Origin of the sequence: Vibrio algivorus (genome assembly GCF_030161215.1) — a bacterium.
GTDB classification, from domain to species: domain Bacteria; phylum Pseudomonadota; class Gammaproteobacteria; order Enterobacterales; family Vibrionaceae; genus Vibrio; species Vibrio algivorus.
Map to the genome: position 1 here is coordinate 93,507 of NZ_BSPV01000001.1, position 19,564 is coordinate 113,070.

18 protein-coding genes are annotated in these 19,564 nt (G+C 41.8%); 14 read left to right on the forward strand and 4 right to left on the reverse strand.

The annotated features are described in order from the left end of the window. Positions 1 to 97: 97 nt before the first annotated feature. The 3 genes from QQJ93_RS00380 to QQJ93_RS00390 are packed head-to-tail and all read left to right on the forward strand — an operon-like array spanning position 98 to position 2,390. Positions 98 to 973: a virulence factor BrkB family protein gene (locus QQJ93_RS00380; protein WP_431313580.1), complete on the forward strand. Its 876-nt coding sequence runs from the start codon at positions 98 to 100 to the stop codon at positions 971 to 973. Next, positions 970 to 1,407: a D-aminoacyl-tRNA deacylase gene (gene dtd, locus QQJ93_RS00385; protein ID WP_089124690.1), complete on the forward strand. Its 438-nt coding sequence runs from the start codon at positions 970 to 972 to the stop codon at positions 1,405 to 1,407. The genes QQJ93_RS00380 and dtd overlap by 4 nt, the downstream gene beginning before the upstream one ends. Positions 1,408 to 1,466: 59 nt before the next feature. Then, entirely contained in the window at positions 1,467 to 2,390 is a 924-nt protein-coding gene (locus QQJ93_RS00390) for a bifunctional GNAT family N-acetyltransferase/hotdog fold thioesterase (protein ID WP_089124689.1), read from the forward strand. Between the two features lie 180 nt (positions 2,391 to 2,570). On the opposite strand, the gene QQJ93_RS00395 is transcribed toward QQJ93_RS00390, so the two are convergent. From QQJ93_RS00395 to hslR, 4 genes are all read right to left on the reverse strand, one after another. Next, entirely contained in the window at positions 2,571 to 4,580 is a 2,010-nt protein-coding gene (locus QQJ93_RS00395) for an AsmA family protein (RefSeq protein WP_089124688.1), read from the reverse strand. A gap of 168 nt (positions 4,581 to 4,748) precedes the next feature. Then, on the reverse strand, positions 4,749 to 6,374 hold the full coding sequence (gene pckA, locus QQJ93_RS00400; RefSeq protein ID WP_089124687.1) for a phosphoenolpyruvate carboxykinase (ATP): 1,626 nt from the start codon (positions 6,372 to 6,374) through the stop codon (positions 4,749 to 4,751). A gap of 280 nt (positions 6,375 to 6,654) precedes the next feature. After that, on the reverse strand, positions 6,655 to 7,521 hold the full coding sequence (hslO, locus tag QQJ93_RS00405) for an Hsp33 family molecular chaperone HslO (RefSeq protein WP_089124686.1): 867 nt from the start codon (positions 7,519 to 7,521) through the stop codon (positions 6,655 to 6,657). 24 nt (positions 7,522 to 7,545) lie between these two features. Further along, positions 7,546 to 7,935, reverse strand: a complete 390-nt coding sequence (hslR, locus tag QQJ93_RS00410; RefSeq protein WP_089124685.1) for a ribosome-associated heat shock protein Hsp15 — start codon at positions 7,933 to 7,935, stop codon at positions 7,546 to 7,548. 337 nt (positions 7,936 to 8,272) lie between these two features. Between hslR and gspC the strand changes: the two genes are divergently transcribed. From gspC to QQJ93_RS00465, 11 genes are all read left to right on the forward strand, one after another. Beyond that, a complete protein-coding gene (gene gspC, locus QQJ93_RS00415) occupies positions 8,273 to 9,169 on the forward strand; it encodes a type II secretion system protein GspC (protein ID WP_089124684.1) in 897 nt (298 codons plus the stop codon). A gap of 117 nt (positions 9,170 to 9,286) precedes the next feature. Then, a complete protein-coding gene (gspD, locus tag QQJ93_RS00420; RefSeq protein WP_089124768.1) occupies positions 9,287 to 11,290 on the forward strand; it encodes a type II secretion system secretin GspD in 2,004 nt (667 codons plus the stop codon). Between the two features lie 35 nt (positions 11,291 to 11,325). Continuing rightward, positions 11,326 to 12,816, forward strand: coding sequence for a type II secretion system ATPase GspE (gspE, locus tag QQJ93_RS00425; RefSeq protein WP_431313582.1), 1,491 nt, complete (start codon positions 11,326 to 11,328; stop codon positions 12,814 to 12,816). Positions 12,817 to 12,819: 3 nt separating this feature from the next. Then, positions 12,820 to 14,040 carry a type II secretion system inner membrane protein GspF gene (gene gspF / locus QQJ93_RS00430; protein WP_089124683.1) on the forward strand — a complete coding sequence of 407 codons (1,221 nt, stop codon included), beginning with the start codon at positions 12,820 to 12,822 and terminating at the stop codon, positions 14,038 to 14,040. A gap of 256 nt (positions 14,041 to 14,296) precedes the next feature. Further along, complete coding sequence (gene gspG / locus QQJ93_RS00435) at positions 14,297 to 14,758, forward strand: type II secretion system major pseudopilin GspG (RefSeq protein ID WP_089124682.1); 462 nt, start codon at positions 14,297 to 14,299, stop codon at positions 14,756 to 14,758. Positions 14,759 to 14,960: 202 nt separating this feature from the next. Next, a complete protein-coding gene (gene gspH, locus QQJ93_RS00440; RefSeq protein WP_089124681.1) occupies positions 14,961 to 15,536 on the forward strand; it encodes a type II secretion system minor pseudopilin GspH in 576 nt (191 codons plus the stop codon). Further along, complete coding sequence (gspI, locus tag QQJ93_RS00445; protein WP_089124680.1) at positions 15,523 to 15,888, forward strand: type II secretion system minor pseudopilin GspI; 366 nt, start codon at positions 15,523 to 15,525, stop codon at positions 15,886 to 15,888. The genes gspH and gspI overlap by 14 nt, the downstream gene beginning before the upstream one ends. Beyond that, positions 15,875 to 16,552, forward strand: a complete 678-nt coding sequence (gspJ, locus tag QQJ93_RS00450; RefSeq protein WP_089124679.1) for a type II secretion system minor pseudopilin GspJ — start codon at positions 15,875 to 15,877, stop codon at positions 16,550 to 16,552. The genes gspI and gspJ overlap by 14 nt, the downstream gene beginning before the upstream one ends. Continuing rightward, on the forward strand, positions 16,552 to 17,625 hold the full coding sequence (gene gspK / locus QQJ93_RS00455; protein WP_089124678.1) for a type II secretion system minor pseudopilin GspK: 1,074 nt from the start codon (positions 16,552 to 16,554) through the stop codon (positions 17,623 to 17,625). Before gspJ ends, gspK begins: the two co-directional genes overlap by 1 nt. Next, a complete protein-coding gene (gspL, locus tag QQJ93_RS00460) occupies positions 17,591 to 18,979 on the forward strand; it encodes a type II secretion system protein GspL (RefSeq protein ID WP_089124677.1) in 1,389 nt (462 codons plus the stop codon). Before gspK ends, gspL begins: the two co-directional genes overlap by 35 nt. Next, positions 18,976 to 19,485, forward strand: coding sequence for a type II secretion system protein M (locus QQJ93_RS00465; protein WP_089124676.1), 510 nt, complete (start codon positions 18,976 to 18,978; stop codon positions 19,483 to 19,485). Before gspL ends, QQJ93_RS00465 begins: the two co-directional genes overlap by 4 nt. Positions 19,486 to 19,564 lie beyond the last annotated feature (79 nt).

A 19,564-nucleotide genomic window follows, 5' to 3' on the forward strand; every position in this document is an offset into this window, starting at 1 on the left:
CCGATGCTATCAATGCATCGGCTTTTTTATTATTCTATTTAAAGTGCTTCATTCTGTTAAAGTGACCATCTTAGTTAATATCATTAGGGACGTGATGATGGACAAAAAAATCAGTGTATGTATCCATTATTTGGTGTACCTCAAGGATCGTATCATTCGTGATCGTCTAGCGGTGAATGCCGGGTATATGGCTTATATTTCATTGCTATCACTGGTGCCATTGGTGACAGTTCTGGTCACAACCTTATCTCAATTTCCTGTTTTTCAAGGTATTACTGAACAAATCCAAGAGTTCGTCTTTCTGAACTTTATGCCAGCTGCCGGTGATGCGGTAAAAAATGCCCTCAATACTTTTATATCGAATACTTCCAGCATGACGGCAATAGGTGGCTTCTTTGTATTTGTTACTGCCATGATGCTAATTTCTAATATCGATCAAAATCTGAATTTCATTTGGCGAGTTAAACGCAAGCGCCGCTTAGTCTATTCATTTTCTATGTATTGGATGGTGCTAACTTTGGGGCCTTTGTTAATGGGGGCCAGTTTGGCGATCAGTTCTTATATCACTTCTGAGCGATACCTGAGCCAAGAAGTGGTCAGTGGTATTTACCGAATTTTGCCAATGATATTGTCGATGTCGACTTTCGTCGTCTTGTATATGTTAGTGCCAAATATTAAGGTGAAATTCCTTCATGCATGTACAGGTGCTTTGGTGGCAGGTTTATTATTCGAGTTATCGAAAAAAGGCTTTGCGATGTACATTACAGAGTTTCCATCCTATCAATTGATTTACGGTGCATTAGCCGCGATCCCAATTTTATTTGTCTGGGTGTATTTGTGTTGGTTTATTGTATTGGTTGGTGCGGAAGTGACCGCAAGCCTAGGCGAACGAGAAGATTGGTACGATGAAGAGTCATACCACCCACTACAAAAGTTTAAAGAAAAATTTAGTCGTAAAAGGAATAATGTGTGATTGCTTTGATTCAAAGAGTCAGTGAAGCCAGTGTTAAGGTAGATGGTGAGATTGTCGGTAGTATTAATCAAGGTTTATTGGTGCTACTAGGAGTAGAAAAAGGCGATGATGAAGCAAAAGCCAAACGCTTGAGCGAACGTGTTTTAGGTTATCGAATTTTTGAAGATGAACAAGGTAAGATGAATCTCAATGTAAAGCAAGCGGGTGGTGAGGTCTTAGTGGTATCGCAATTTACGCTTCCAGCTGACACGCAAAAAGGCATGCGCCCAAGCTTTTCTAAAGGCGCTGAGCCACAAGAAGCAGAAAGGTTATACCATTATTTCTCTGAGTGTTGTCAGCAAGCTGATGTTCATACTGAAAATGGCCAATTTGCTGCTGATATGAAGGTTGCACTAATTAATGATGGTCCTGTGACTTTCTGGCTACAAGTTTAAAATAATAACGAAAGGTCAACAGGCCCTAATAAACGAATATTAAATAGTAAGGGATTTACATGTTTAAGTTAGTGACGCCAAAAAACGAATCTGACTTGCAAAAATATTATCACTTCCGTTGGCAAATGCTGCGAGAACCATTTCATCAGCCACAAGGTTCTGAGCGTGATGAATATGATGAAATGAGTGCTCATCGTATGATTGTCGATGGTCGAGGCCGCATTATGGCGGTAGGGCGTATGTATTTAACGCCAAATAGTGAAGGGCAAATACGTTATATGGCGGTGCATCCTCATCATCGAAGTAAAGGCTTAGGTTCATTGATCTTAGTGGCATTAGAGTCGTATGCGATGCAGGAAGGTGCTAAGCGGTTAGTGTGTAACTCACGTGAAGATGCGATTAATTTTTACGCCAAAAATGGTTTTGAAAGCCAGGGTGAGTTAAGTGATGAAAGAGGCCCAACGCGCCACCAACAAATGTTAAAGCGTTTGAAAGCGAGCGCCAATGTATCTCGTCGCCCCGATTGGTGTGATGAATTACAAAAACGCTGGCGACAAGAAATTCCCATTTGTGCTGCGATGGGGATTCGTATTAGCCAATATACCGGTTATCAATTTGAATGTTCAGCACCACTCAACCCAAATATCAATCCACATGAAACCATGTTTGCGGGTTCATTATTTACTTTGACCACATTAACCGGTTGGGGAATGGCCTGGCTATTAATGCGCGAGAAAGGCTTAGAAGCCGATATTATTTTAGCCGATAGCCAAGTGCGTTTTCGTGCCCCTGTGACACAAAGTCCGGTTGCGGTGACGTCTTTAGATGGTATTAGTGGTGACTTAGATCGTTTAGTCAGTGGGCGCCGTGCGCGGGTGATCGTGAAAGTCACCGTTTATAGTGGTGATGTAGCGGCGGTAGAATTTACCGGCACTTATATGTTGATGACTGACTTTTTAGGTGAAGCGCCGCTGGTTAAATAATACCAATCACACTAATTAAGTGGTCAGAAATTGCGTAGGAAAAAGGCTTGAGAACAAGGCGAAAATTTTCGATAAGTAGTATTCTACAATCAACTTCTTTATAAACAAAAAGTATGAAAAAAGGCGGTAATAGCTGAACTATTACCGCCTTTTATTTATATAACTTGAGCTTACATCGATTTAGTGGCAATTATTCTCCACTAACACGGAGTCTTTATGGCTGAGTAAATCAAACACCAAAGCTTGGCATTCACCTTCTAAGCGATATTGTAGGTTGCCTTTTTCTGGGAATAAAAAGTCGTATTCACCACCTAAGTGAGCCGAGAAATCTTTGCCTTCGATCTTAAATGGTTTTAGTGATAAACGTCCTCGGTCAGCCACTAAATGTATGTCACTAATGGTGACTGACTGGACTTTTTTATCTTTCGGTTTTGCTGGTTTTACTTGTGCCGTTTTATCTTCCGTGTCTGTTGTTGTAGGATCTTGTGGTGGTGTTAATGGTGGTAATTTAATACCTTGATTACGAAGCCATAATGTTTGGAAATCATCATCGCTGGTGGCGCGAGTCACACTCGCATTTAGTTGTCCGGTGACACTATGGTTGAAGATTAATTGATCGCCATATAGGCCTTCACCTTTCACTGTGAAATCGGTAATACCATCGAGATGAATTGGTAAATCAAACCAACGAGAGAAAAAGCGCAGTGGGATCCCTGAGGCATCAACATCAAGCTTCCAAGGCTGACTTTTTTGGCTAAATGCCATCTCACCAGACCCTTTGACTAAGCCATTTTCTAATGGGATAAACAGTTTATTTAACCAAAAGTGACCTTTTTCACTGCGCATAGTGACCAGTAGGTTCTTACTGTTAACGCTATCGTAGCTAGCTCGATTCGCACTAATGCTTAACTCACCTTGCCATAAACCCCAGTGACCTTGTTTTTTTATTTCAAGGTTATCACCCTCAATGCTTAGCCCCGTTGCTTGCTTAGCTGGAGATGTAGTTAGGTCGATAAACTGTACATTGTTAATGGTCAGCATCTTGGCTTGGAGAGACTGTAAATGGTTTAAATAATCCAGTGCCAGCTGTTTAGATTCTGCTGTTGGAATCCATTTCATATTATTAATGTTGAGTTGTGACAAGTCTAAACCGGTTGGGGTGGCTTTACCTTGAATGTGCAGGTTGCCTTGTAGCATCTCTAACGAAACATCTTGGATGTTGGCGATATTCGGCTGCAAATTGATATCTAAAGCCGGTGAATGAATTGCTTGACCAAAAGCACTCATTGTATCGGCAGTAGCAAAAATAGAGGCATTTTGCTGCTGCCAAAGAGCAAATGGTAAGTGAAGCTGTTCAGCCGTTAGCTTAATATTATTAACTGAAAAATTAGGCACTTCGATGCTGGAATTGCTGACTTCTAGATCATCAATTGCCATTGCTTGCTGATTAAACCAATCAATACTTTGTTGGCTAATATTATCGAGGCTATTTTGCTGTAAGCGTAGTCCGTTAATCGTTACACGGGGTAGTTGCCATTGCTTTTGTGATTGTTTTTTTGTGGCTTGAGCCGAAAATTGGCCTTTACGCCACTGGAAGCGAATATCGTAAAAGGTGGAATGCTCAGGTGTTATATCACCATCAAGGAATAAATTATTGATAGCTTCACCTTGCCAATAGAATTGCCCGGCGGATAGTTGAATCTCACCATAAAAAGGCAGTAGTCTATCGTCACGCTTTTTCGGGTGTTTAATTTGGATATTAACGTCACGCCCTACCCAGCTGTTATCTGCAAAGTCGATGTTAGCAATTGATAATTTATTTAATTGGATATAATTCGAAAATCCTAGTTTCGGCCAGCCGTTTTGTAGAGTGAGGCCATCAACTAGCACATTATCAATTCGTAGTCGGTTGTCTATCCAAGCATGCTTTCCGAGCCAAATATCCATCTTTTCGATTAGAATGGGTTCCTCATCTCCATTTTTGAGCAACACTCCGTCAAGTTGTAGGTGCTTAGGCTCTTGATATGAATAGTGAACCTCACGAACTTGGATATCACCTTGGTAAGCATATTCAAGAGCAATATTGACTACCTGAGCGGCATATTTAGTGTGTAAGGCCGCATAAGAAGCGGAAAGAGCAACAATCACTAATGAAATCAAGCCAACAATAATGGCTAGCAGTTTTCTCATGTAACGTCCTGTGTATTCCTATCCCCATTAGTGAGGCAGTTAGAGCTATGAAGTATAAGCAGTTATTAGTTTAGGTACAATTATTCCTGCTTTGATTGTGGGTATAAAAAAACGAGAAACCATTAGGAATCTCGTTTTGGTTTATGTCGTTACTTTTCGTTTAACGTATTAAAGTTGAGGCCCAGCCTTAACCAAGGCTTTACCTTCATCATTGTCAGTATATTGAGCAAAGTTTTTAATGAAGAGTTGCGCCAGTTCATCAGCTTTAACTTGCCATTGCTCCGCCGTTACATAAGTATCTCTAGGATCGAGAATTTGGCTATCGACGTTTGGCAATTCAGTTGGTACTTCTAAATTAAAGGTTGGGATAACCTTCGTTGGTGCATGATCAATGGAGCCATCTAAGATCGCATCAATAATGCCACGAGTATCTTGAATTGAAATACGTTTACCACTGCCATTCCAACCGGTATTTACCAAGTAAGCTTCTGCTCCAGCAGCTTTCATACGTTTAACTAACACTTCTGCATATTGCGTTGGGTGCAAGGTTAAGAATGCTGCGCCAAAGGCAGCCGAGAAGGTTGGGGTGGGTTCGGTAATTCCACGCTCTGTACCTGCTAGTTTTGCGGTAAATCCTGATAAGAAGTGGTACTTAGTTTGCTCTGGCGTCAGTTTTGAAACTGGAGGCAACACTCCAAAAGCATCGGCGGTCAAGAAAATGACTTTTTGTGCATGGCCTGCTTTAGAGACTGGCTTAACAATATTATCAATGTGGTAAATCGGATAAGAAACACGAGTATTTTCAGTTTTTGAGTTGTCGTCAAAATCGATAATGCCATCTTCTGAAACCGTTACATTCTCTAGTAATGCATCACGGCGAATTGCATTATAAATATCCGGTTCTGCTTCTTTCGATAGTTTGATGGTTTTGGCGTAGCAACCGCCTTCAAAGTTAAATACCCCATCATCATCCCAACCATGCTCATCATCGCCAATTAGCTGACGTTTCGGGTCGGTAGATAGAGTGGTTTTTCCTGTGCCTGATAGGCCAAAGAAAATTGCCACGTCACCGTCTTCACCTACGTTGGCAGAGCAATGCATTGATGCCATACCTTTAAGCGGTAGTAGGTAGTTCATCATGGCGAACATCCCTTTTTTCATTTCACCGCCATACCAAGTGCCACCGATAATTTGAATACGTTCGGTTAAGTTAAAAGCGACAAAGTTTTCGGAGTTCAATCCTTGGGCTTGCCAATTAGGGTTGGTGGTTTTGGCTCCATTCATGACGATGAAGTCGGGTTCAAATGTTTGCAATTCTTGCTCAGTTGGGCGGATGAACATATTTTTTACAAAGTGAGCTTGCCATGCGACTTCTGTGATCACACGAACTTTTAATCGTGATTCCGGATTAGCACCACAGAAGCAATCGACCACAAAAATACGTTTACCTGAAAGTTGAGTGGTGACTAACGATTTTAAATCAGCCCACACTTCAGGTGTGATGGGTTTATTATCGTTTTTACCTTGATCTGACCACCAGAGTGTATCTTTAGTAACATCATCTTTTACGATGTACTTATCTTTCGGTGATCGTCCAGTGAAAATGCCGGTATCAACTGAAACTGCACCGAGTTCAGTAATAATGCCTTTTTCATAGCCGCTTAAATCTTCTTGGGTTTCTTCAATAAACAGTTGTTCATAACTAGGGTTACGAATAACGTCGGTTGTGCCAGTAATGCCGTAAGTTGTGAGATCCAACTGGGCTACAGTAGTGCTCTTTTCCATAACGGTCATAGATGCTCCTTAATAGGAAATTTGTAGGGAATATTATAATTTTAGGTAATGAACACATTATAACCACTTTCTTCGTGTGGTTTATTTGAGCTCTATTGTGATTTTAGCAAATTTCAGAGCATAAAAAGGTGGAGTCAAGAACACTATGATTATTATCTTGAATAAAATAAGTGCTTAAAGATGGAGATAGATGTGGAATTAATAGCTGATTTTAGGGGTAAAAAAAGCCGAACTGAGTCGGCTTGTCGTTTGTCACATGTAACTTATTGTATACAATAAATTAATGTAGGTTTTTCTTCGCTGCGGTCAATATTTGATCGACTTGTGCTGCATCGAAAGAGTAAGTGCTGCCACAGTAATCACAATGCAGGGCTACTTCGCCTTCCGTTTTTAAAATATCATCTAGTTCTTCTTTCGCCACGGTTGCAATAGCGCCCGCGCTACGTTCACGTGAACAACCACAGAAAAATTCAACCGGTTGTGCTTCAAACAACTGTACTTTTTCTTGATTATACAAGCGGTAAAGGACGTCATTGGCTTCTAGTGAGAATAGCTCTTCATTCTTAATAGTTTCGGTTAGCTTTTCTAAATGTTCAAAATCATCTGCTGAGCCAGTACCATCAGGCATGATTTGCAATAACATGCCTGCGGCATGTGCTTGACCATCATGTTCACCCGTACGGAACCATAAACGAGTTTTTAATTGCTCAGAACGTTCAAAGTAGCTTTCTAATACTTCTGAAAGTGTGTCTCCTTCTAAGCCTACTACGCCTTGGTAGCGTTCGCCTTTATCGGGAGAAATAGTGATCACTAAATGTCCTTTACCAATCATCTGGTGAAGGTTTGCGCCATCAGAAACTTGGCCTTCCCAACGTGCAACACCGCGCATTTTTTGGTCGTGATCGCCATTAATAACGACCAAAGAAACCGGGCCATCGCCTTGTAGTTGCAAAGTAATTGAGCCTTCAAACTTTAATGTTGCGGTAAGTAAGCTTGTTGCTACAAGTAGTTCACCCAATAAGTTTTGTAACGGCTGTGGGTAATCCTTGTTGGCAATGATTTGTTGGTAAGCGGTATCAAGTTGTACTAATTCACCACGAACAGACAAATCTTCGAATAAGTAGCGATGTAAAAGGTTATTTGCCATTAGTTTGGGACTCCTAGCCAGGGCTTATTGTTGTTTAAATTTAATGAGATTACGTCGTTGTTTTTTATCAGGACGTCGTTCTGGGCTTGGGCTATACAGTGCGTTCAATTTATGTTTTTGAGCGTTTTCTTCACGCTTGGTAATACTGTCTTGCGTTTCGGTATATAACGTTTGTGCTTCAGGTGCCCCTCGACGCTGGTCGGAAACCTTTTCGATGATCACGGTCTTTTCTTCATTACCTTGACGCAGACGAATAGTCGCTCCTAATTCAACAATTTTGCTTGGTTTACTACGTTGGTCATTATAGTGAACTTTGCCACCTTCAACCATGCTTCTGGCAATGGATCGTGTTTTGTAAAAACGGGCGGCCCATAACCATTTGTCTAAACGAACAGATAAAGTTTGTGAACTCATTCTGAGATATTACCTCGAAGGGTTAACAGTAAAGTGAGTAACAGATATACACGTATAGTATGAGTCAAATGGAGGTGGTTTTTGACATTTTCAAGGTATACATCGAAAGATGTAATAATTTAGGGATATAATTTTCGATTCCGTTGTCTGCATTGGTTCAATGGGTATAAAACTATCAGAATTGTTAACTTAATGAATGATTCTGCATAATATGGCGATAAATGTTGATTATTAACACATGATCGAATGAATTAATTTGGTTTAATCCCTTTAAACCGTTAAGGTTAAGCTTCGAAAAGTAAATAAGAATGGAATCGAATTTAAGGTGTCATCTCTAATGGTGTCAAAAGACAATATCCAACAACAATGGACGCAATTGGCAAATCGTTGGATAAAAAATCAAGCTCAATTAAGCTTTTTAATGACTTTGCTGTTAACGGCTCTGATTGCTTGGGTAGTCGGCATCTTATTATGGGGTTTATTGTCTCCAGCCTCTCATGTTGCTCGTTGGTCGGCACCGAATGTAATTGCTTCTCAAACTACTTCTAATAGTCAAACCGATACATTATCCCCACTCTTAAGTGCTAATTTATTTGGCTTATATACTCAAACGCCAACCCAAAAACAACAAGTTGCCCAAGATGCCCCGCAAACTCGTTTGAATTTAACGTTAGTGGGGGCGGTCGCCAGTAGCAACGATAAATTAAGCCTAGCGATTATTGCTAATCAAGGTAAACAAGCGACCTACGGAATTGGCGAAACCATTGATGGTACACGAGTGACGTTAAGTGCGGTGTATGTAGATCGAGTAATTATAAGTAATCAAGGGCGTGATGAAACCTTGATGCTACAAGGTATTGATTATAATAAATCGCCTCAATCGGTAGTGCGTCAACCTGCTGAGAATCAAGTGGCGAAAGATGATGTGGCAGACTTAGATAGTATTCGCCAAGAGATTTCCTCAGATCCACAAAAAATATTTCAATATATTCGCCTTTCACAAGTAATGGATGAAGGGCAATTAAAAGGCTATCGAGTACGCCCGGGCAGTGAAAGAGCATTGTTTGATCAGGTAGGGCTACAAGATGGTGATATTGCTACAGCATTAAACGGACAAGATCTTACTGACCAGTCGCAAATGGCGGCACTATGGAAAACGGCTTTAGAGTCTATGGAATGGAACCTAACCGTGGAAAGAGATGGTCAGACTCATGATATTTATATTCAATTTTAAAATGGATTCTCAATTCGTGACTAAAACTCATTTAGCGACGAAGAGTATGGCAACGTCACCTCAGGTGAGCAGGAGCATGGTGTGAAAAAGTGGTTGAGCAAAGTCTCGCTAATTGTAATGACAAGTTTGGTATCGGTATCTGCTATTGCAGAAGATTTTAGTGCCAGTTTTAAAGGGACCGATATCCAAGAGTTTATTAATATTGTCGGGCGTAATTTACAAAAGACGATTATTGTCGATCCGTCGGTACGCGGAAAAATTGATGTGCGCAGTTATGATGTGCTCAACCAAGAGCAATATTACAAATTCTTCTTAAATGTGTTGGAAGTTTACGGTTATGCGGTAATCGAAATGGATAATGGCATTTTAAAGGTGATTAAAGATAAAGATGCCAAAACAGCGGCGGTGCCCGTGGTGGGAAATGATTCGACAATTTCTGGCGACCAAGTAATCACTCGTGTCGTACCTGTAAAAAATGTCTCAGTTCGAGAGCTTTCTCCCATTTTACGTCAGCTAAATGATAACGCTGGTGCCGGTAACGTTGTGCACTACGATCCATCGAATATTATTCTTTTAACGGGCCGAGCGTCGGTAGTCAATCGCTTAGCGGAAATTATTAAACGAGTTGATCAAGCGGGTGACAAAGAAGTCGAAGTGGTGGAGCTAAAGAACGCCTCAGCTACTGAAATGGTGCGTATTGTTGATTCTCTCAGTAAAAGTGCCGATGCCAAGAATACGCCTGAATTATTACAACCTAAATTAGTCGCCGATGAGCGAACTAACTCAATTTTGATTTCTGGTGATCCGAAAGTTCGTCAGCGTTTGAAAAAACTGATCAGCCAACTTGATGTTGAAATGGCCAGTAAAGGTAATAATCGCGTGGTGTATTTGCGCTATGCCAAAGCTGAAGACTTAGTGGATGTATTAACTGGAGTATCTGAAAATCTACAAGCAGAAAAAGATTCTCAAGCTGGTGCTGGCAGTACCAGTAAAACCAAAGTCATGATTACGGCAGATAAAGGCACCAACGCCTTAGTACTAACCGCTCCGCCAGATATTATGAAAGCACTTCAAGAGGTGATTAGCCAATTGGATATTCGCCGGGCGCAAGTATTGATTGAGGCTTTAATTGTTGAACTTGCTGAAGGTGAAGGTATCGATCTCGGTGTGCAATACGGTAATTTAGAAACTGGCAGTATGGTGCAGTACTCCAATGCAAATGCCAAGATTGGTCAAGTCGCAGTGGGTATTAAAGAAGCGCAAGATGTACCAGGTTCAACGGTTATTGATTCTAATGGTAATACAACCGTTAACCCTGATACACAAGGTGACTTCTCAACTTTAGCCGCAGCATTAAGTGGTGTGAATGGCGCAGCCTTGAGTATTGTAAAAGGTGATTGGACTGCTTTGATCAGTGCGGTGGCGACCAGCAGTAACTCTAATATTCTGTCTTCTCCAAGTATTACGGTATTAGATAACAGTGAAGCATCCTTTATTGTCGGTGAAGAAGTTCCTGTAGTGACGGGCTCGACCGCAAGCTCTGATAACTCAAACCCATTCCAAACTGTTGATCGTAAAGAAGTGGGTATCAAACTCAAAGTGACACCTCAAATTAACGAAGGTGACTCGATTCAAATGCAAATTGAGCAAGAAGTTTCCAATGTACTCGGTGCGAATGGTGCAGTGGATGTGCGTTTTGCTAAGCGCCAAATTAATACTTCTGTCATGGTGCAGGATGGACAAATGATTGTACTTGGTGGCTTGATTGATGAACGAGCGCAAGAGAGCGTCTCGAAGGTGCCACTACTCGGGGATATTCCTTATTTAGGCGTATTATTCTCTTATACCAATACCACCAAAGAGAAAAAGAACTTAATGGTGTTTATTAAGCCAACCATTATTCGCGACGGAATGTCGATCGATGGTCTGTCGCGCCGTAAATACAATTACATCCGCGCTGAACAGCTATATAAAGCGCAAAAAGGCTTAAAATTGCTTCCAAATGCGGAAACACCTGTGTTGCCTAAATTTGGTCAAGGTGGTCGTCAACCTGCTGAAATTCAAGCTTTCCTTGAACAATTGAATGACAGTGAAAGCACTCAGGCTGAGGGTAATCAATAATGGTCGATTCAGCACAAGATATGGCGCCAGAGTTGATGGATGAGCAAGACTCTCGTCCTAAGTTTCGTCTGCCTTTTGCTTATGCTAAACGTCATCAAGTGGTGTTGGATTATAACAAGCAACAACAAAGTATTTTGTATTATTGTGGGGCGCTTACTCCGCAAGTGTTACTCGAAATACGCCGTGCTTCTGGGCAATCATTTAAGCCACAGAAACTGACAGCCAATGAGTTTGAAAATAGACTGACGGATGCTTATCAACGTGATTCATCAGAAGCTCGTCAGTTGATGGAAGATATCGGTGCGGATGATGATTTCTTTTCATTAGCAGAAGAATTGCCAGAGAACGAAGACTTATTAGAATCAGAAGATGATGCACCTATCATTAAATTGATTAACGCCATGCTAGGTGAAGCGATTAAAGAAGGCGCTTCAGATATCCATATTGAAACCTTCGAGAAAGTATTATCGATTCGTTTTAGAGTTGATGGTGTGTTGCGTGAAGTATTATCGCCGAGCCGTAAACTCGCGCCGATTTTGGTCTCTCGCGTTAAGGTTATGTCTAAACTTGATATTGCTGAAAAGCGTGTCCCACAAGATGGCCGGATCTCATTGCGCATCGGTGGCCGCGCGGTTGATGTACGTGTATCGACTATGCCATCTTCCCATGGTGAACGAGTAGTAATGCGTTTATTGGATAAAAACGCCACTCGCTTAGATTTACATAGCCTAGGCATGACCCCTAAAAACCACGAGGCATTTCGTCATTTAATTGCTAGGCCACACGGTATTATTTTGGTGACCGGTCCTACGGGTTCGGGTAAATCAACGACTTTGTATGCTGGTTTGCAAGAGTTAAACAGTAGTGAACGTAATATTTTAACCGTGGAAGATCCGATTGAATTTGATATTGATGGAATCGGTCAAACTCAAGTAAACCCAAAAGTCGATATGACCTTTGCTCGTGGTTTGCGTGCGATCTTACGTCAAGACCCAGATGTGGTGATGGTCGGCGAAATACGTGATTTAGAAACGGCGCAAATAGCAGTACAAGCTTCCTTAACGGGCCACTTAGTTATGTCGACACTACACACCAATACCGCGATTGGTGCGATCACCCGTTTACGTGATATGGGGATTGAACCTTTCTTAATTTCTTCTTCGTTACTCGGTGTGTTAGCGCAGCGTTTGGTTAGGACTCTATGTCCAAGCTGTAAACAGCCTTACCAAGCTGATAGCCAACAAAAGCAGTTGTTTGGGGTGAGTGCCGATGAGCCATTAGAGCTTTATAAACCACATGGCTGTGAGCATTGTAACCATAAAGGTTATCGTGGCCGTACTGGTATTCATGAGCTATTGCTAATTGATGATGAAACCCAAGAATTGATTCACGCGGAAGCGGGCGAACAAGTGATCGAAAAAGCGGTTCGCGCCAAAACGCCAAGTATTCGTGACGATGGTTTAGCTAAAGTACGTCGCGGAATGACCACTTTGGAAGAAGTGCTACGCGTGACCAAGGAAGTGTAATCAATGGCGGCGTTTGAATATAAAGCACTCGATGCAAAAGGTAAGCAGAAGAAAGGCGTACTGGAAGGGGATAATGCTCGCCAAGTGCGTCAACGCCTTAAAGAAAAAGGTTTAATGCCGACAGAGGTGATTGAAACTAAAGCCAAATCACAACGAACAAAATCAAGTAGTTTTAGTTTTCAACGTGGTATCAGTACCAATGAATTAGCTTTAGTTACTCGTCAATTATCCACCCTAGTACAAGCGGGCATGCCGCTAGAAGAGTGCATTCGTGCAGTAGCCGACCAATCAGAAAAGCCCCATATTCGTAATATGTTGGTTAGTATTCGTTCACGAGTCGTTGAGGGTTATACCTTATCAGACAGCATGGCTGAGTACCCTGCGGTATTTGATGATCTATTTTGTGCCATGGTTGCAGCAGGTGAAAAATCGGGTCATTTGGATGCAATTCTTGATCGCTTAGCCGACTACGCTGAAAATCGTCAAAAGATGCGCTCTAAGCTACAACAAGCCATGATCTACCCTATGATGCTGACGTTAATTGCTATTAGCGTAGTGGCATTCTTACTTGCGGCAGTTGTGCCTAAAATTGTCGACCAATTTGTGCAAATGGGCCAAGGCTTGCCAATGTCGACAGAGTTTTTACTGATTGCCAGTAACTTTGTGCAACATTGGGGCTTATTAGTTCTTGGCTTGATTGTCTTGATGATCATAGGCTTAAAAGTTGCATTGAAGAAACCTGATTTTCGTATGGCATGGGATAAACGAATATTAGCCCTACCTGTTATTGGCAAAGTGGCCAAAGGGCTGAATACTTCTCGTTTTGCTCGAACCTTAGCGATTTGTTCATCGAGTGCGATTCCTCTCTTAGATGGGATGCGAGTGGCGGCAGATGTGATGAGCAATCAATATTTTAAAGCGCAGATTTTAGATGCCGCGGATAAAGTTCGTGAAGGGACGAGCTTGCGTAAATCTCTTGAGAATACTCGTTTATTCCCGCCGATGATGCTACACATGATCGCCAGTGGGGAACAAAGTGGCGAACTTGAGCCTATGTTGATTCGCGCCGCTGACAACCAAGATCGAGACTTTGAATCTTTGGTCAATATGGCCTTAGGTATTTTTGAACCATTATTGATTGTTGCTATGGCGGGTATTGTACTGTTTATCGTTACCGCAACCTTAATGCCAATATTGGAATTGAATAATTTGGTGACTAAGTAAAATAAAGAGCGGTTCCTGGTACCTAGTCCCTAGTTTCTAGGTAGAGCATTGAATCGAGGCTCTACGACGCTGCGATCGGGAGACGAAAAGATTATGAGGTGTTGTCAGTCAGGTGTACAAGCAACAACGATCACGGTCTGCTTTTTCTAGGGACTAGGAACTCGAAACTAGGAACTTTTATTTACATCACGAGAGACGCAATACGAATTACGAAAATCAAAATTTGAGAAATAAACTCATCTATTTAGGAGTCATTATGAGTAAAAAATTAAATTTATCGACGAAAAAACAATCTGGCTTCACCTTACTTGAAGTGATGGTTGTCGTCGTTATTTTGGGGATTTTAGCCAGCTTCGTTGTCCCGAATCTATTAGGTAACAAAGAAAAAGCTGATCAACAAAAAGCCGTGACGGATATTGTGGCGCTAGAAAATGCCTTGGATATGTACAAGTTAGATAACAGCGTTTATCCCACTACCGATCAAGGTTTGGATGCACTAGTGAGTAAACCAACTGGTAGCCCTGAGCCACGTAACTACCGCGAAGGTGGCTATATTAAGCGTCTTCCTAGTGATCCATGGGGTGGCGATTATCAATATTTAAGCCCGGGCGATCACGGTACGGTTGATATCTTTACTCTAGGTTCAGATGGTCAAGAAGGCGGTGATGATGGCTCACAAAAAGATATTGGTAACTGGAATATTCAAGATTTTCAGTAATTATAAAACGGTTGCTCGGGTTACGGTCGCTTCTCTTCTCGTAGCTCGAATCCGTCATCCTGAAAAGCGACGTAGGAGCGTAGTTCAGGATCTCCTACAACATTTTGTTTATCAACTGCTGTAGGAAGATTCCGTATCTTCTTCGCTTAGGCTCATGCATAGAATGACGGCTAAAAAACCGCAACAAAACCTAAGGAACACAATGCAGCGTCAGCGTGGTTTTACTTTACTCGAAGTACTGTTAGTCGTGGTGTTAATGTCACTAAGTGCGTTAGCGGTGGTGCAAACTTTACCGCAGAGTAATAACGACCAAGCTAAGGAAGAGGCTTCACGATTCTTCCAACGGCTGCAGTTACTCAGTGATGATGCGATTCTCAATGGCCAAGATTATGGTTTACGTTTCGATGAGAAAAAACGGACTTATACCTACATGCAATTAGGTGAAGACGGGTGGCAGAAAGTAGAAAACAGTAAATATTTTACTGAAACCACATTGCCAGAAGACTTAACCTTTAGTTTTGAGTTAGGTAGTGAAGCGTGGGGCGATAGCGATAGCCTTTTTAAGCAAGAGGATTTTTACGAAGACCGTTTTGAAGATGCTGAACAAAAATCTAAACCACCACAAGTCTATGTATTATCTAGTGGTGATGTGACACCATTTTTATTAACTTTCACCTCAGAGCCTAATCAAAAATCAGAGCAAACTTGGCGAGTCAAAGTTTCAGAAGCAGGGGTCGTGCAACTATTGGCGCCGGGAGAGGGTAATGAATCGTCGTAAGCAAGTTCGAGGCATGACTTTATTGGAAGTCTTGATTGCGTTGGCGATATTCGCCACTGCCGCGATTAGTGTAATTCGTGCGGTGACTCAACATATCAATACTCTAAGCTACTTAGAAGAAAAAACCTTTGCCAGTATGGTGGTAGATAACCAACTAGCGATGGTGCATTTGTCCGAATCGTTTACTGCGACAAAAAAGGGCGAAGAAGAATTTGCCGGACAAACCTGGTATTGGACAGCAACTCCCGTTAAAACAGGATTAGATTTAATCAAAGCGGTGGATGTGAGTGTTTCTTTGGATCCACAGCGTAAAAATACTCTGATGACGGTGAGGACTTATGTTAAGCCGTAAGAAGAAGTTAAACCATAAAGCATTCCACAAGGGCTTTACCTTGATAGAAGTGATGGTTGCCATCATGGTGTTTGCTAGTTTGAGCATTGCAGCCTATCAAGTAGTGAATCAAGTTCAACGTAGTAATCAACAGTCGGCTGAGAAAACAGCTCGTCTGCAAGAAATGCAACGAGCGATGATTATTATGGACAGTGACTTTCGCCAAATGGTGGCCCGTTCATTTAAAGGACGCGCTAATTCAAATGGCAACCGTTTATTGTATGCCGATCAATATTTATTGGATTCTCAATCACAAGGGATTTTGTTTACACGGCTTGGTTGGCAGAACCCTCAGCAAGCTTTCCCTCGAGGTGAGATTGTTAAGGTTGGTTATCGGGTGGTAGACAACCAATTAGAGCGAGTATGGTGGCGTTATCCTGATACACCAGAAGGGCAAGAGCCATTACATAAATCACTATTAGCCGATGTTGAAGAATTAAGTTTTCGTTTTTACGGCAGCGATAACAATACCTGGCAAGAAACTTGGCAAGTAGAAGACAAACTGCCACAAGCGGTGGAAGTCACGCTGGAGTTAAAGGATTACACCAAGATCCGACGGGTGTATTTAACCGCGCAAGGTCAGGCTTCAACAGCCAATAGTTCGGATGAGGAGGTAACGCAATAATGTTGGTTTCTTCTCGTAATTTATCTAGCCGAGGTTCATTTGGCCGTAGTTCATTTAGGAGTATTAAGCGTCAGCAAGGCGTAGCGCTTATATTTGTGTTATTGCTGGTGGCGGTGCTAGTAGCAATTGCGGCAACCATGACAGAAAGAATGTCGACACAATTTTATCGTGCCAGCAACTTATTAAATCACCAACAAGCTTACTGGTATAGCATGGGAGTAGAAGCACTTGCTCAAGTTGCCATCGAAGAAAGTTATAAAGACAGTGATGATAATATTAATTTAAGTCAGGCTTGGGCAATTGAAGATACTCGGTATCCATTAGAAAATGGCGAGGCACTCGGTAGCATAGTGGATAAACAGGCGTGCTTTAATGTTAATGCGCTAGCGGCATTGCCTGCAACCAATACTTCCGAGCGACCATATTTACTAAAAGCATTGGCCTACATGCTGCAAGAAGAAGGCATTGATAATTACCAAGCGGAAGTGATCGCTGATTCGATTAAAGAGTATGTCGATAGTGATAGTCAAGTGAGTACTCAAAGTGGTGTGGAAGGTGCTACCTATCAAGGGTTTCAACCTAGCTATGATGCTCCAGATGGCCTGATTGCTGATAGCAGTGAATTAAGAGCCGTTAATCAAGTTACCGCTCCGGCGATGAGGATTTTAAATCGAGTGGCTTGCGCACTACCGAGTACCGATTTGTATATTAATGTGAATACCTTAAAGCCTCAGCAAGCCTTGTTGCTCGCTGGGATGTTTCAACCTTCATTGAGCCTAAGTGACGCGCAACAACTCATTGAAAATCGACCACATGACGGTTGGCAAGATGTGGAAAGCTTCTTAAATGAGCCACAAATTACCCGAGTACCTGCCAATATTACCGGTGAAGTCAGTCCTTTTCTCTCGGTGACTAGTCAATATTTTGAGTTAGATGCGCAAATTAAAGTAGAAGATTCAAGGGTTAGGCTGCGTAGCTTAATCTACAGTTCAGATAAAAAAACGACGCAAGTAATACGTCGTCGTTTCGGAGGGATCAGTGAACGAGTTTCTGACAATCAAGCTGAGCAGTAATCCAACTGATCCAATACCTTGGTTAGTTTGGTCGCCAAGCTTACAAGAAGTGATTGCTTCGGGTGAATTATCTAACCGAGAGCAATTAGGTGAATTAGTCGATTATAGCGTTCAACGTAGTGTGATCGCGCTCTTGCCAAGTAGTGATGTATTAATTACCCCGATTCAAATTCCATCGGGTGCTGGGCGTCAATTACAATCGATGTTGCCATTCTTAATGGAAGATGAGCTAACGCAAGATATTGAGCGTATGCACTTTAGTGTGATTAAAAAGCAAGGAGATCAGGCGATTGTTGCCACGATTGAGCAGCAATATTTGGCTGATTGGGTTGATGAATTTAAATCGCATGGTATTGAGCTGAAAAAAGTACTGCCAGATTGCCTAGCTTTACCATTAAAAGATAACTACATCAGCGCAATGCACATTAATCATCAATGGCTAATGCGTAAAAGCGATGTGAAGGGTGCGGCGGTTGATGATGATTGGTTAGATGTATTTTTAGCGTCAGGTTGGCTCGATCCCGATGGTGATGCGTTAAGTTTTGAAAACTTACTGCAAGATAGTGAGCAACCTGAGGATCAAGCGCAAGATGGTGACTCTGCTGACAATGCTATGTTATCGAGCGAAGAAATTATTGCGGAAGCACAGTCTAGTGTTGATGCTTTAGAGCATGTCCATTCTACCGGTGAGCATTTCACTATTTATAGTTATAGCGAACTGCCTGAGCAACATGCCGATTTACCGGGGCGGTGGATTTCTGCACCGCAAGAGATGGCAATGTTGACGTTAGCGCAAGGAGCCATTCAATCACAAGCCAACTTATTAACGGGATCATTTAAAGCACAATCGTCATGGTTTAAGCATATACGAGTGTGGCGTAAGGTGGCGATTGCCGCGAGTATTCTATTGGTATTATTGCTGGTGCAGCAAACGGTGCAAGTTCAACAAATAGAAGCGCAAACTCAAGCTTATCGAGCCGAGAGTGAACGGATTTTTCGTAGCGTATTTCCTGATAGACAACGCATTCCAACCGTTAGCTATTTAAAACGTTTAATGCAAGATGAAGAGAATGCTTTATCGGGTTCTGGAGGCGGCGGGGTTTCTATGTTGGGTTGGATGGCCAAGTTGCCGCCAGCATTACAGACTGTTAAATCGGTCACAATACAAAGCGTGCAATTTGATGGTATTCGTCAAGAAATTCGTTTAAATGCCCAAAGTGATGATTTCCAATCATTTGAGCGTTTGAGAGTAGAGTTGGCTAAGCAGTTTGAAGTAAGCCAAGGTCAATTGAATAAAAATGGTGATTTAGTTCAAGGCAGCTATGTCATTAAAAATAAAGGGAGTGGCTCATGAATGACAAATTAACCGCTCTTATAACTCCGGTACTTCGCTGGTGGCACAGTATTTCTGTTAGGGAGCAACGACTCGTATTAGTTTGCTGTGGATTATTTGCTGTAGGCTTTCTGTATTGGGGGATCTTACAACCATTAAGTGATCGTACAGAACAAGCTCAGATGCGTTTAAATAATGAAAAACAATTGTTGGGTTGGGTGACTCAATCTGCCAATCATATTGTCACATTGCGTGCGCAAACTGGCTCTAAAGGTGTACAACGTAGTCAACCATTAAACCAAGTGGTTTCATCGACCGCTACTCGTTTTAATATCGAACTTATCCGTATGCAACCGCGTGATGATATGCTGCAAGTATGGATTCAACCGGTGCCATTTAATAACTTAATCAATTGGTTAGCTCAGCTGCGTGATCAGTATGGCCTACAAGTGTTATTTTTAGATATTAACCGTTCAGATAAAGCCGGTATGGTTGAAGTCAACCGCTTACAGTTTCAGCGTGGTTAGCTGCTTTTGCATGGCTCTTGTATTCAGAGCTCTTGTAAACATAGCTAATAGCGATACGTTTGTGAAAGGATTAGATTTG

Excerpts from the sequence above, each read along its gene's own strand:
- gspI (WP_089124680.1), top strand. The coding sequence starts at position 15,523 with ATGAATCGTCGTAAGCAAGTTCGAGGCATGACTTTATTGGAAGTCTTG.
- QQJ93_RS00390 (WP_089124689.1), top strand. The coding sequence starts at position 1,467 with ATGTTTAAGTTAGTGACGCCAAAAAACGAATCTGACTTGCAAAAATAT.
- gspG (WP_089124682.1), top strand. The coding sequence starts at position 14,297 with ATGAGTAAAAAATTAAATTTATCGACGAAAAAACAATCTGGCTTCACC.
- QQJ93_RS00465 (WP_089124676.1), top strand. The coding sequence starts at position 18,976 with ATGAATGACAAATTAACCGCTCTTATAACTCCGGTACTTCGCTGGTGG.
- QQJ93_RS00395 (WP_089124688.1), bottom strand. The coding sequence starts at position 4,580 with ATGAGAAAACTGCTAGCCATTATTGTTGGCTTGATTTCATTAGTGATT.
- gspF (WP_089124683.1), top strand. The coding sequence starts at position 12,820 with ATGGCGGCGTTTGAATATAAAGCACTCGATGCAAAAGGTAAGCAGAAG.
- gspD (WP_089124768.1), top strand. The coding sequence starts at position 9,287 with ATGACAAGTTTGGTATCGGTATCTGCTATTGCAGAAGATTTTAGTGCC.
- QQJ93_RS00380 (WP_431313580.1), top strand. The coding sequence starts at position 98 with ATGGACAAAAAAATCAGTGTATGTATCCATTATTTGGTGTACCTCAAG.
- gspE (WP_431313582.1), top strand. The coding sequence starts at position 11,326 with ATGGATGAGCAAGACTCTCGTCCTAAGTTTCGTCTGCCTTTTGCTTAT.
- gspC (WP_089124684.1), top strand. The coding sequence starts at position 8,273 with ATGGTGTCAAAAGACAATATCCAACAACAATGGACGCAATTGGCAAAT.
- gspJ (WP_089124679.1), top strand. The coding sequence starts at position 15,875 with ATGTTAAGCCGTAAGAAGAAGTTAAACCATAAAGCATTCCACAAGGGC.
- gspK (WP_089124678.1), top strand. The coding sequence starts at position 16,552 with ATGTTGGTTTCTTCTCGTAATTTATCTAGCCGAGGTTCATTTGGCCGT.
- pckA (WP_089124687.1), bottom strand. The coding sequence starts at position 6,374 with ATGACCGTTATGGAAAAGAGCACTACTGTAGCCCAGTTGGATCTCACA.
- gspH (WP_089124681.1), top strand. The coding sequence starts at position 14,961 with ATGCAGCGTCAGCGTGGTTTTACTTTACTCGAAGTACTGTTAGTCGTG.
- hslR (WP_089124685.1), bottom strand. The coding sequence starts at position 7,935 with ATGAGTTCACAAACTTTATCTGTTCGTTTAGACAAATGGTTATGGGCC.
- hslO (WP_089124686.1), bottom strand. The coding sequence starts at position 7,521 with ATGGCAAATAACCTTTTACATCGCTACTTATTCGAAGATTTGTCTGTT.